General features: G+C 43.9%; 11 protein-coding genes. 2 read left to right on the top strand and 9 right to left on the bottom strand.

From position 1 onward, the window contains the following. Positions 1 to 61: 61 nt before the first annotated feature. Complete coding sequence (locus QSH61_RS19620) at positions 62 to 2,245, bottom strand: OsmC domain/YcaO domain-containing protein (RefSeq protein ID WP_206471896.1); 2,184 nt, start codon at positions 2,243 to 2,245, stop codon at positions 62 to 64. Between the two features lie 262 nt (positions 2,246 to 2,507). Between QSH61_RS19620 and QSH61_RS19615 the strand changes: the two genes are divergently transcribed. Further along, positions 2,508 to 3,410, top strand: coding sequence for a phytanoyl-CoA dioxygenase family protein (locus QSH61_RS19615; RefSeq protein ID WP_206471895.1), 903 nt, complete (start codon positions 2,508 to 2,510; stop codon positions 3,408 to 3,410). Between the two features lie 81 nt (positions 3,411 to 3,491). Here QSH61_RS19615 and QSH61_RS19610 read toward each other — a convergent pair whose 3' ends face one another. From QSH61_RS19610 to QSH61_RS19575, 8 genes are all read right to left on the bottom strand, one after another. Then, on the bottom strand, positions 3,492 to 4,100 hold the full coding sequence (locus QSH61_RS19610; RefSeq protein WP_206471894.1) for a GNAT family N-acetyltransferase: 609 nt from the start codon (positions 4,098 to 4,100) through the stop codon (positions 3,492 to 3,494). Between the two features lie 127 nt (positions 4,101 to 4,227). Continuing rightward, entirely contained in the window at positions 4,228 to 4,821 is a 594-nt protein-coding gene (locus tag QSH61_RS19605) for a sulfotransferase family 2 domain-containing protein (protein ID WP_102057926.1), read from the bottom strand. A 70-nt stretch (positions 4,822 to 4,891) separates the two neighbouring features. Further along, a complete protein-coding gene (locus tag QSH61_RS19600) occupies positions 4,892 to 5,554 on the bottom strand; it encodes a hypothetical protein (RefSeq protein ID WP_102057925.1) in 663 nt (220 codons plus the stop codon). Positions 5,555 to 5,752: 198 nt separating this feature from the next. After that, positions 5,753 to 8,869, bottom strand: a complete 3,117-nt coding sequence (locus QSH61_RS19595; RefSeq protein WP_206471893.1) for an efflux RND transporter permease subunit — start codon at positions 8,867 to 8,869, stop codon at positions 5,753 to 5,755. A 12-nt stretch (positions 8,870 to 8,881) separates the two neighbouring features. After that, positions 8,882 to 10,609 carry an efflux RND transporter periplasmic adaptor subunit gene (locus QSH61_RS19590; RefSeq protein WP_206471892.1) on the bottom strand — a complete coding sequence of 576 codons (1,728 nt, stop codon included), beginning with the start codon at positions 10,607 to 10,609 and terminating at the stop codon, positions 8,882 to 8,884. After that, positions 10,602 to 11,924, bottom strand: coding sequence for a TolC family protein (locus QSH61_RS19585; RefSeq protein WP_206471891.1), 1,323 nt, complete (start codon positions 11,922 to 11,924; stop codon positions 10,602 to 10,604). The genes QSH61_RS19590 and QSH61_RS19585 overlap by 8 nt, the downstream gene beginning before the upstream one ends. Further along, positions 11,924 to 12,397, bottom strand: coding sequence for a DUF411 domain-containing protein (locus QSH61_RS19580; RefSeq protein ID WP_174169360.1), 474 nt, complete (start codon positions 12,395 to 12,397; stop codon positions 11,924 to 11,926). The genes QSH61_RS19585 and QSH61_RS19580 overlap by 1 nt, the downstream gene beginning before the upstream one ends. A 124-nt stretch (positions 12,398 to 12,521) precedes the next feature. Further along, complete coding sequence (locus QSH61_RS19575) at positions 12,522 to 12,905, bottom strand: hypothetical protein (RefSeq protein WP_248298686.1); 384 nt, start codon at positions 12,903 to 12,905, stop codon at positions 12,522 to 12,524. Positions 12,906 to 13,057: 152 nt separating this feature from the next. Here QSH61_RS19575 and QSH61_RS19570 point away from each other — a divergent pair, with 152 nt between their 5' ends. Further along, positions 13,058 to 13,666: a putative outer membrane beta-barrel protein gene (locus QSH61_RS19570; protein ID WP_174169362.1), complete on the top strand. Its 609-nt coding sequence runs from the start codon at positions 13,058 to 13,060 to the stop codon at positions 13,664 to 13,666. The last annotated feature ends 2 nt before the right edge of the window (positions 13,667 to 13,668 follow it).

Here is a 13,668-nt window from a genome sequence, read left to right as displayed (position 1 = left end):
TCAAACAGTAAAAGCAAGATAAGCAGTCATGCTATCTTGCTTTTACTTAGAAAAATAAAGCTTAGCGCTGCGCTAATTTCCCTCTTGCTGCATGAAGCTTCTTATAACTTTCAATAAGACGCAGGTGCTTATCCAAACCTTCCAGCTTCATGTTAGTTGGCGTTAAGCCATAGAATTTCACATCGCCATTAATTGAACCAATAACCGCATCCATCACGTCTTTAGAGAACATGCGAGTAAAGTTATGAATGTAATCTTCAATTTCTAGCTCTTCATCCAACGCGACTTCAAGTGTGGCATGCATTGCTTGGTAGAATAAGCCACGCTCAACGGTGTTGTCGTTAAACTGCAAAAAGGTTTCAACTAGTTCAATGGCCGTTTCGATATCGCCAAGCGCTAGATAGATTAAAATCTTAAGCTCAAGAATTGTAAGCTGACCCCACACCGTATTTTCGTCAAACTCAACACCAATTAGGGTGATAATATCGATATAGTTATCAAGCTGGCTGTCTTCTAAGCGCTCGACCAAGTTAGCTAATGCTTCGTCATCTAGAGAATGGATGTTGAGAATATCTTCACGATATTGCAGTGCTTTATTGGTGTTGTCCCAAATAAGATCTTCGGCAGGGTACACTTCAGAAAAGCCCGGAACCAAAATACGACAAGCGAACCCTAAGTCTGTGAACTCCGCAATATAGGCTTCTTTACCTAACCCTTCCAAGATGCCAAATAACTTATCGCATTCTTCTTCATTCGTGCCTGTAAAATCCCACTCAACAAAGTCGTAGTCATGCTTCGTACTAAAGAAGCGCCATGAGATCACCCCCGTAGAATCGATAAAGTGTTCAACAAAATTCTCCGGCTCAGATACCGCCATGCTGTTAAACGTAGGTTTTGGTACATCGTTTAAGCCTTCAAAACTACGGCCTTGTAACAACTCAGTTAAACTGCGCTCAAGTGCAACTTCCAAGCTTGGATGCGCACCAAAAGAGGCAAATACACCGCCTGTTTTAGGGTTCATCAGGGTCACACACATCACAGGAAATTGACCGCCCAGAGACGCATCTTTCACCACCACAGGAAAGCCCTGTTCTTCAAGCCCTTTTATCCCTTCAACAATACCTGGATATTTAGCAAGTACAGACTCTGGCACGTCAGGCAACACAATTTCCTGTTCGATGATTTGCTTTTTCACCGCGCGTTCAAAGATTTCAGATAAACACTGCACTTTCGCTTCAAACAGGTTATTACCAGCACTCATACCGTTACTTAGGAATAAGTTTTCTATTAGATTTGACGGAAAATACACGGTTTCACCATCTGAATGGCGAGTGTACGGAATAGAACAAATACCGCGCGCTACATTACCTGAATTTGTGTCGATTAGATGCGAACCGCGTAGTTCACCTTCTGGGTCGTAAATTTCACGAGTGTAGTCGTCTAAAATTTCACTAGGAAGCGCATCATCAGCTTCGGGTTTAAACCACTTTTCGTTCGGGTAGTGAACAAATTCAGCATTTGCGATTTCTTCACCAAAAAACTGATCATTATAAAAGAAGTTGCAATTTAAACGCTCAATAAACTCACCAAGTGCTGAGCATAACGCGCTTTCTTTGGTTGCCCCTTTACCATTGGTGAAACACATTGGTGAAGCAGCATCACGAATATGCAAAGACCAGACGTGTGGCACGATATTACGCCATGATGCAACCTCAATCTTCATGCCTAAATCCGACAGGATCTTGGTCATATTTGCGATAGTCTGTTCCAGCGGAAGATCTTTACCTAGGATAAAAGTGCTGTCGCTTTCGCTGGTATCAACCATCAGCATAGCCTGCGAGTCATCTTCAAGGCTTTCAACCGCTTCCACTTGGAATTCAGGTCCTGTTTGGATCACTTTTTTAACAGTACAGCGATCAATTGAGCGCAGGATACCTTGGCGGTCTTTTTCAGAAATGCTTTCCGGAAGCTCCACCTGAATTTTAAAAATTTGGTTATAACGATTTTCAGGATCAACGATGTTGTTTTGCGCCACACGAATTCCATCCGTTGGAATGTCACGCGCATTACAATACACCTTCACAAAGTAAGCTGCACAAAGCGCTGAAGAAGCTAAAAAGTAGTCAAAGGGACTTGGTGCTGAGCCATCGCCTTTATAGCGAATTGGCTGATCTGCAATGACAGAAAAGTCGTCAAATTTGGCATCAATTCTGAGATTGTCGAGGTAATTTACTTTGATTTCCATTGGAAGGTTCCGGTGTGTTGCAATCGAAAACGCCAATTGTACTTGAGGATGCAAAGTGGTGCCAATGGAAGTTTCTGATTATTCGAGTTGAGTTAATATAAACAAAATCCACAATGTAACCCACCGTAATTGCGCTAACTGGCATTTTACGACACTATAGTCAGTGCTGTAGCTGAGACAGACTCTATTGGCAGGCGAGTGAATATACTCGACAAACAACACTTAAGTCTGACAAGCAACAAAATAACTAGGAAGTACACGCATGACGATTGTGAGCAAAAGCAAACTCGATTTTTACAAAAACAACGGCTTCATTTTATTTGAACAAACTTTACCCGACACACTGCTGGAAAAACTGAAGCGACTATCTAATGCGCTCGAGAGTAAAGCAAAACAAGCACAGCAAGATGGAAAAATCGCGACTCAATACCATTTATCAAATGAATCAGGTGAGCCAAAACTCTTTCGTTATAATGATTTGCTTTTTGAAGCGCCCGAGTTAATTATCGAACTACTCGCAACACCAGCAATGTTAGCGATCAGTGAACACCTTTGTGGTGTAGGCTGTGTTCCATTGCAATGTGACTTAGTCTGCAAATATCCACATCCCCACCCTCACATAGCTTGGCATCAAGATGCTCCTCATTCTCGTCATTTTGCATATTTAAATGTCGGTATCTATCTTGATGATGCGAATATAGATGACGGGTGCTTACGCTATTTGCCAAATTCCCAACACCAAATTTTGGATATTTATTCTCTCTCGAGCGAATATGGCTGGAACATTCCAGGGGTTGTACAGCAACCAGCTAAAGCCGGAGATATCTTAGTTCAAGACATGATGGTTTTACATGGCTCAGAGCCGAAACGCAGTGAAGGTCCGAGAAGGACAATATATGTAGAGCTTCGGCCACTTGCAGGTGTCAATGAGAATCAAAGTAGTGAATGGGCTGAGCTTAGAAAGCAGTGGATGGCGCACGTTATTCAGGCTGCAGACCCAGAAGACGTACCTGAGAATTGGCTAGCCGTTTATGGTGAACCCAATTATGATTTGAATACGCTAGTAGAGCGTATCAAACAGAAACGAGAGGCCGTGATCCCAGCTGCTTGGGCACCGAAAATTGTTGAGCATCCAGACTACCCTACACCCGCCGACCTACGTTAGTCTGCATGAAGTAATTGTCACCGCTTATCGATGACAATTACCTCTGACCATACTGTGTTTGAAATTTTCTCTCACTTCACCTTAGCTAAAATCAAAAACACGATTTACTTCAATGCCATAGCACACTTCTTCAAACCTAAATCGTTTCATTGTTATCCCTTGGGCTTGGTCGAGATTTACCGCCCCATGCTTTTCGTAAAAGCGTCTTGCTTGTTGGTTTTGTTCATAGATCCAGGTGTAAGCGCTTTGACAACCCAGCTCGTAAAGCTTTAACAAGCGTGCTTTCAACAGCGCCCTACCGAGCCTGCGGTTTTGGTGACTTGGTAAAATGTAACCACGATAAAGCTCGCCAGCATTCGTTCTCGATACTTTTTGGCTAACCGGGTTATACATTCGGCGATAAATCCCAGCAGCGCCGCAGCCTAATATTTTCCTGCCATCAGTCACAAGCAATGCTGTTTGGGTTGTCGAATTTTTGATAATCTCAGACCAAATAGTTGCAAAAAATTCGACGTTTCCCCTTTTTAGCACGTGCTCTGGTAAAAACCCGCTAAAGGCCGCTTGCCAACTCACCTTGGTGACTAAAGCCATTTCCTCTATATCTGTGGTGCTAGCAGTCTTTATGGTGATTTTTTCTGGCAGGTTAAATACGTCAACAAATGCCTTTTCATCTAACTCAGTGATATCCATATAAACACTCAGAAGCTCTTTTAAGTAACAATTAACACATTATTGTTACAACTTGTGATTTATACAAATATTTATTCCAACTTCCTTCTTGCTTGGATATTTACGTTTTTCACAAGGCCGACCACTATCAAAATTTATACCCAAATTGATAAATATCATCTAGGAAAAGCTCCTCAGCCAATTTTAACGCTAAATCAGAGTAGTAATGACGGTAGTGCCTACTTGATGCTTGATTATAATAAGGTAAATAATAATCTTTGCTCCCCAACTTCCTTAAAATTCGCTTACTGTCTTTTTGATAGTTTTCAAAGCGGCAAATTTCATTAACGAGTGAATTTCCCAAATGGTCAGATAACTGGGACCATTGACTCCACGCTATTCCGCCGTGCTGCTCTGCAACCATCTCTTGTACAAATAGTTCAAACCTCTCTTTCTCAGCATAATGATGCTTCTCAGATACCGCTTCTGAGTGTAGACTTTTACCTTTCTCTAATAGTGAATACCAAGAAACGAGTCTTTCCCATGGGTTACGTACAAAAGCAAATTTAAACGTACTCTCAAACGCTTCCGGCAATGCCGCTCTAGCCTCTAGAAGCGATGCATGCTGGCTGCATATCATCCTTAGGTCTGGCGCCGTTTGCCTGAGGACACTACATAACGACGTACCGCCAGTGCGGCTAATGTGGCAGAACAAAAAATTGTACTTTTTAGAATAAAACATAAGCCTCAATCATTTCAGACTACAAAATGCATTTTCTTCACTTTGTTAAAGCATCCTTGGTCAAGAATAACTACAAAGTCGAAATCAGGTCTCGCTGACTCACCTTACCAAGTTTAAGCTGTTCGTAAGAATGATAGATAGCCTTTTTGCTATCTTGCAGTCGCTGGGTAATGTCTTCACCTTCAAGTAGCGCCGCTTGCGCGGCTTCTAGCCTATCTTGCGTATCAGTAATAATTGCTGTTAATTTTGCTTTATCTGATCTAATTAGCGTACTGTCCTGCTCGACTTTTTGCTCAAGCATAGTTAACAACTCTGAGCGTACAGTTACCGTTTTATACTCTTTAAAGTCCAATCCCAGATGATTAAATAACAGTGCTTGGTTCATCTCTTCTGGTGCAATTTCTACTTCAATTGGCATCTCTACAATGTTCGTCATCATTTCACGATACATCTCGATGTTATATTCGCGGCTGCCTATTTTGTGATTCGAACTCACCAGAGCTTCATGGGCTAGCTTTTCAGCTTGCTCAAAATGCTTGGTAAGGTAGGTCGATTGGGTGTTGTTCGGGGCTTTTTCTTGAACGGCCTTTGCGGCTTCCATAAACGAAGGTGTACCTGAATTTTTTGCCACTGAATTAGAAATGTCTTGATCGCTCACAGCATTATTGTTCTTTCGACTATAAAGATCGTTCGAACCATACATTTGTGAATAAGGTGAATTTTGAATGTACATACTCGCTCCTTGGTGCATTGGCTGTTCTAGTACAGCAATAAGTGCGCCAAGGAAGCGTTATTAACCTGATCTCGGGTTAGTTAGAGTCCTAGGAGTCTTTTATCCAATTTTTCGATGTAATCGGGTTTTACCAAACCAAAGTTTGCCGTTCAAGCGCTTAATATTACTGCGCTTGAGGCAAACTTTTTCCGTTATCGATTAATTATTAACTTTCTCACGCCAACGGATCATCAACATATACACTACAGGTAACACCACTAAGGTAAGTAATAGTGCGCTTGCCATTCCGCCTACCATAGGCGCGGCGATGCGGCTCATTACCTCAGAACCTGTGCCCGAACCGTAAAGGATTGGCAATAACCCGATAATAATTGTTGCCACCGTCATCATGACTGGACGAATGCGTTTGCCCGCACCTTCTAAAATGGCATTATTAATGGCTTCAAGGGTTATGATCGGTTGTTTCTCCTTAAGCTCGCTGATGGCTTGGTTGAGATACACGAGCATGATAACGCCTATTTCAACGGCAACACCAGCAAGCGCTATAAAACCAACGCCAACTGCGACCGAAAAGTTAAACCCCTCAAGGTATAGCAGCCACAGTCCACCAATCATCGCCATAGGTAACGTCGCCATGATAATTGCCACTTCGCTAAAGCTTCTAAAGTTCAAATAGAGTAAAACGATAATGATCCCAAGCGTGAGCGGCACCACATAAGTCAATTTAGCTTTAGCACGCTCCATATATTCGTATTGACCAGCCCAACTGATGGAATAACCTGCAGGTAACTCCAACTGCTCGCTCAGTACTTGTTTAGCGGCTGCCACATAGCTGCCAACATCGACACCATCTAAATCAATAAACGTCCAACCATTAATACGAGCGTTCTCGCTTTTAATGCCCGGTGGCCCATTTTCAATATAGATAGTTGCCACATCACCTAGGGCAATATTTAATCCCTCGGCGGTGACTATAGGAAGCTTCCGCAGTGCTTCTGGAGAATCGCGTAAGTCTTGCGGGTAGCGCAAACTAACCGGATAGCGCTCTTGTCCTTCAATGGTTTGCGTGACGTCCATTCCACCAATTGCAGTTGCGACCACTTGCTGTACATCAGCAATATTGAGCCCAAATCGCGCGGCTTTATCACGTTGAATATCGACCTTAATATAACGCCCCCCAGCTACCCGCTCTGAATAGACCGAAGCTGTACCCTCTACCTGACTCAAAATACGTTCAAGATCTTGACCAATCTTTTGGATAGTATCTAAATCTGGACCCGCGACTTTAATTCCAACAGGCGTTTTAATCCCCGTCGCGAGCATATCAATACGCGTTTTGATGGGCATCACCCAAGCATTGGTTAAGCCCGGAAACTGCACTAGCTTATCGAGTTCCGCTTTGAGCTTTTCAGTGGTCACTCCCTCACGCCACTGATCTTTAGGTTTTAATTGAATAAAGGTCTCAATCATCGTCAACGGGGCAGGATCGGTTGCGGTTTCCGCGCGACCAATTTTACCAAAGACATTTTTTACCTCAGGCACCGTCGCTATCAATTTGTCGGTTTGCTGCAAAATTTCTCTGGCTTTACCAATCGAAATACTTGGATATGTAGTCGGCATGTACATTAAATCCCCTTCATCCAAAGGTGGGATAAACTCGCTGCCGATTTTATCCATTGGATAAAAGCCAACGACAGTAATAGCAGCAGCAGCCAACAACGTCAGCTTAGGAAAGCGTAAAACTTGTTTCAACAAGGGCATATACGCGCCAACCAACATTCGATTGATTGGATTTTTATGCTCGGGCACAACTTTACCGCGAATAAAGTATCCCATCAGCACAGGAATAAGCGTAATGGCAAGCCCTGCCGATGCGGCCATCGCATACGTTTTAGTGTATGCCAGAGGGGCAAACATACGCCCTTCTTGCGCCTCAAGAATAAACACAGGTAAGAAGCTTACGGTAATAATCAGCAAACTAAAGAACAGCGCAGGACCAACCTCAGAAGCCGACTTTGCGACGATTTCCCAGCGATTTTCATCATTGAGTGGCGTTTTTTCCATGTGTTTATGCATGTTTTCAATCATCACGATTGCACCGTCGGTCATCGCCCCGATAGCAATGGCTATGCCACCAAGGGACATGATATTTGCGTTCACCCCTTGAAAATACATCACGATAAAAGCCACCAGAATGCCAAGTGGCAAAGTGATCACCGCAACCACGGAAGAGCGAATATGAAATAAGAACACCACACACACTAAGGCCACCACCACCAGCTCTTCAAGTAACTTAGACCAAAGATTATCAATGGCTTTGGTGATAAGCTCGGAGCGATCGTAAACCGTCACCACTTCCACCCCTTCAGGTAAGCCTTGTTGTAGCTCAGCAAGTTTTTGCTTTACCCCATCTATGGTCTTTTGCGCGTTTTCTCCAAAGCGCATGACTACAACACCGCCAACAACTTCTCCTTCGCCGTTAAGCTCAGCAATGCCACGACGCATTTGCGGTCCAATATTGACAGACGCAACATCTGCTATCGTTAATGGCGTGCCTTTGACAGCTTGCCCAAGTGGGATAGCTTCAATATCTTTAACGCTTTGAATATATCCCGTACTTGTCACCATATATTCGGCTTCAGCCATCTCAATCACAGAAGCGCCCGATTCTTGGTTACCCCGCTGCAGCGCCTGCTGTACATGCGTAAGCGGAATACCGTAAGCGCGCAATTTGTTGGGTTCAACCTGCACTTGATACTGTTTCACCATACCACCAATCGGCGCGACTTCTGACACGCCGGCAACCGATTGCAGCTCAAACTTTAAAAACCAATCTTGTAAGCTGCGTAGCTGGCTAATATCGTGTCTACCGGTTTTATCAACTAATGCATAAAGATACACCCAACCCACCCCAGTGGCATCAGGGCCCAACTGCGGTTTTGCCGCATCGGGTAATTGTGGTGCGACTTGACTTAGGTATTCAAGAACACGACTGCGCGCCCAGTAAAGATCCGTTTTATCGTCAAAAATAACGTAAACATAGGAATCCCCAAAGAAGGAATAACCACGTACGGTTTTTGCGCCCGGCACAGAGAGCATGGCGGTGGTCAGCGGAAATGTCACCTGATCTTGCACCACTTGTGGTGCCTGTCCAGGATAAGGTGTTTTGACAATAACTTGTACATCAGACAAATCTGGAATGGCATCGACAGGCGTGTTTTTAAGAGTAAATAGCCCAGCCCCCACCAGCATAAGTGTCAGCAGTACCACAAAAAAGCGGTTGTATACTGACCAGTGAATTATTGCTTGGATCATTGTAAATGCTCCTTAGTGGCCAGAGTGCATATTCATCGACATCTCGCCTGCAGGTTTGATATCAGTCACCACAAATTCGTCACCCACTTCAAAGGTGAAAGTCACCTTCATTCCTGTCATAAGCTGGCTTAAATCAATGTGCTCAGCTGCAACAAAGTCCATCGTTGTTGCGGGACGGTCCCATTTTTCAATGGCATCGCGAGAAATATTAAGCACTCGGGTGTCAGGGGTGATGGTGTTTATCACGCCACCCACTGTTGCTGTTGGTAAGGTATTTTCGGTCGTACTTCCTTCGGACATAATGTGAATGCCTGTCAGTAATACGCTACCGTCATCCTGTTTCGTGGCTTCAAAATGCAAAGTCTGTCCAGCGTTTAATTCGTCAACATCGACACTTTCAGCCACGGTAAAATCCATCACCATTTCAGGCCATTCCCACTCGGGTACGGGTTGATGATCGATATTCACTACTCGACTTTGGTAGTTCACGCTTTGAATTTCTCCTTCAATCCAAACTGACTTAGCCTCAGCAACTGGCGCCATACGCATAAAATCAGAAGTAATGCTCGATTGAGAATCAATCAGGAATTGGGCTGACGTAACAATCTTGTCTCCTTCGTTAAGGCCTTTGAGGATTTCAATGTTTTCATCACCAATTTGACCCAGTTCAACGGCAACCGATTTAAAGCTACCGGGTGCAACTTCAACGACAACACGATTTTGTTTGGCAGTGCGGATCACAGCTTCACTCGGCACTTGCAATACATCGTCACGAGAATCGGCATGAATGTTCACTTGCGCAAACATATTTGGCTTTAATAGCGCATCACTGTTGTCAAACCTGAGCCTTACTCTAAGTGTCCGTGTTTTTTCATTGAGTGAGGGGTAGACGTAATCGACTTGCCCTCGCCACGTTCTGCCGGGTAAAAAGTCTAACCTCATGGAAACCGCTTGCCCCTGAGCGACCAACATAGCATCACGTTCAAATACATCAGCTTCGACCCAAATTTCGTCAAGTTTGGCGATACTCATGAGCGTTGTGCCTGGTTTTACGTAAAACCCTTCTCGGATCTGGAGTCCATCCAACACCCCAGATTGACGCGCATAAAAGGTAATGCTTTGATGCACTTCACCCGTTTTTTTAAGCGTATTGATAAAGTCATCACTCAGGTGCAATGCCTTGAGCCTTTCATGCGCGGCGTTTATCAGCGCCTGATTATTACGCTTTCTAGCAATAAGGTATTCTTCTTGCGCATTAACCAGTTGCGGCGAGTACAAGGTATACAGTGGTTCACCTTGCTTCACCGGATCTCCTGCTGCTTTCACGTAGAGCTTTTCAACCCAGCCCTCAACTCGAGGATGAATGTGAACTAAGCTATCTTCGTTGTACTGAACATACCCAACCGTACGGATTTGGTGAGACATCGCTTGACGCATGGCCACCGCAGTACGAACGCCCAAGTTGTTTTCAACGTGAGGCGCTATCTCCACAACCCCCTCACCAAATTTTGCATTCGCAGACTCTTCTTCGTGCACAGGTACGAGATCCATTCCCATCGGAGACTTACCTGGCTTATCACGACGATAGTTCGGATCCATAGGTGCAACCCAATAAAGTGGCGCTTTCTCAGCGTTTTGCGCTACCGCAGACTCGTTACTTGAAGAGAGATTTATCCCAACTAGCACGCCTGCCGTTAATGTCGTGACGGCAACCAGCGTCATTTTTAAGTTGTTATTCATGGCTTGCATCCTCTTCAATTTGAGCCAAATAGTAGTTACTGCGTACCACCGCTTTTAACAATGCAATATCAATGGAAAGTGCTGATAACTGCGCATTCAGTTTCGCGATACGCGCCCTCACTACCTCGGAAAAGTCGCCATCATCATTGGTATAAGCGGTCAATGCAGCTTCGGCCTGTTCAGCGCTTTGTGCCACAATTGATTTTGCGTATAGCGATTGCCTTTCTTGCAATCGTTGGATAGTTTGAATTTCTCCATTTAAGTTTGAAAACAGCTGCTTTAGCACCAGCAAGCGGTCGGTTTTACTCGCCTCAACTTGTGCGGTCGCTGCCGCTTTTTGCTGGTCTTGTTTTCCATCTGTGAATAACGGAACGTCGAAAGACACACCAACGCTGAAAAAGTCAGTGCGAGACATCTGATCCGGTGCATCATCCCGATATGCGTAACTCGCATTGACGGAAAACTGTGGTTTATATGCCTGCTCAGCTAACTTTACCCCTTGATTGGCGCGGTATGTATCAACATCGGCGGCAACAACCAACGGGTGATGAGTCAAATGTTGTACTACAGTTTGACTATCAACTGGACGTTGCTGCATCAACTTTGGCGCAATTGAGCGGATCAACGGCAGTGTCACTTCGTTTTGGTCAAGGACACTCAGCGCATTTGAATTAGTGAATGCATCATTTAACAGCCATTGCGAAAGCTTTGCCTTAGCAGTGTTAAGCTGCTGATAAGCCGCGGAACGCTTGTCATCTAATTGCATCACCTCAAGCTGAGCACGGATCACATCTTGCTGGCGTGTAGCACCAAGCGCATTGGAGTAGCTAGCATTGGCAATTTCTACCATTTGGTCAAACAACACACTATCGCGTTCAATCAATTCTAACGTCTTTTTGGCTTGTACAATATCAAGCCACACCTGAGAAACATCGCGGCGCACTTGCGCTTTTCTATCCGCTTGTAAAATCGGTTGCTTTTTAGCGTCAAGTGCCAATTGTTGGCTCTTAATTTCGAGGCTATCTCCTCGCGGCAACATCTGCATCACACCAACTTTAAGCTGGGTCATCCCCTCTTGATTAAACTCCCAACTATCAACAGGCAGATTCATCATACCGATGGACACCTGAGGATCAGGGTAGCTTAGCGCTTCGCGGCTCATAGATTGCATCGCAGAACGCTTGTATTGGCTAGATTTAAGCCAAGGATCGTTGCTGATGGCGGCATCTATCGCTTGCTCTAACGTTGCAATATTGGCCTGTGCTATCTGAGGTAGTATCAGTGTTGCGATAAACAGGGAAACTTTGATTGTCATTAGAATTGTTCCTCATAACTGTCAATTTCAGCAAAAACCTCATAGCTCCCATCTTTTTTGAGTAGCAATACTTGATAAGGCATAAAACGCTCGCCAACTTCCATACCAGGCGATCCAAGTGGCATAGCCGGCACACTCAAGCCGATATTTTGTATGTCTTGAGTTAACGTTTCGTTTTGCAAAAACTGTTTAATGAACTTGGCAGGAACATGCCCTTCAAAAATAAAACCATTTTTAGAAACCCCGGTGTGACAAGATTGAAAATTTTGCTTAATACCAAACTTACTCTTAAGTGAGCCAAGATAATTTAAATCGGTGGCTTTGTGCGCGATACCTTGCGCAGTTAAATGGTTTAACCACAGCTCACAACAGCCGCAGGTTGGGGATTTAAAGACTTCCAATTCTATATTGGATTTACCGTATGCCACGGCACTCATTAGCCATAGCGTCATCACTAAATAAAACTTTTTCATGCTAACCTCGCATGCAATACCAATTACGTTAGTGCAACAGGTATCAATCAATTCGTTGAAAATTACGTCAAAAAAGACGATTAATCGTACAAAACTTTGAAATTAAGGCAGATCAGCCCTGAGGCTAGGCAAGTATTGGGGGTTTATAAAGAGAGCGAGGGTAGTCGCTGAGTTGACCACTTGTGAAACTTAATTTATCGTTTTTCAGTAAAATAGGCGCTATCCACTCTCTTGGCGAAAACGCTGCAAGATTTGTGGAGCACATATGTGTGGGGCAAGTACAGTCGCTGCATTGTGCTGTGTTCTGAGGGTCACAACAATCCATCTCAACCATCGTTTCATGATGATGAGGCTCTGCCGATTGCACGTTACTTTGAAGCATTTGATGACTTGTATTATGACTGGTAGCGCCATGCATTTCACATGCTGCCATAGAGGCAGCCGCGTTTTGACCACTAAGTGTAGCCACCACGAACAATGTGATAAGTAAACGTAAGAATACTTGCAAGGTACTTTTCCAAATCAAATAAGCAAAGTAATAATAAAAATCTAACCAAAGAAATGCAAGTAAATAGACCAACCTCGTTATTATTTTCTTTCATCATTGATATACTTAGGCTCAAATCTAAAAAATTATTCCAACTCAAGGAAATGAACTTTATGAAAGTAGCTTCATTAGTGACTATTTTGGCGTTAGTTGTTTCAAGCAACGTCAGTGCCGCAGATTACGGAGATTTTGGTGTTTCAATATATGGTGGCAAAACGTACAGCAGTGACATCGAAACTTCTCGCCACCAAACATACGAATTAGAAGACGACTCGCATTTTGGGGTGAGCTTAGACAAGTATTTATCAGAAGGCCGTTACGGATTTTACTATGGTAAAACTGAGACCCAACTTACTGCTTACCCACTAAACAAAGTGGAAATGGAATACCTACTATTTCAAAGCGCAGTAGTACATCCTCTCACAGACAACATAGATGTTTATCTGGGTGCACAGCTTGGTGCGACTTTCATTAACCCCAATTTTATCGACTCAGATACTTTCTTCGCGACCGGTTTATACACAGGCCTTGAATATAATATCGGCGCGGGCTTCCACCTAGGTGCCGAAGTGCGTTGGATTGTGAGCCTTCTAAACAATGATTCAGAAGTTACTTGTGATATTGACCCTGCAACTCAAAATACCTGCAGCTGGCACTTTGATGATGAACAGTTGAAACAAGTTCAAGCAAGTGCAACGTTAAGCTATCGCTTTTCACTGTAATT

This window comes from Pseudoalteromonas sp. JC3 (genome assembly GCF_030291895.1).
Lineage (GTDB): Bacteria > Pseudomonadota > Gammaproteobacteria > Enterobacterales > Alteromonadaceae > Pseudoalteromonas.
The sequence above is the reverse complement of the archived record's forward strand: the minus strand, read 5'-3'. Positions and strand labels throughout refer to the sequence as shown.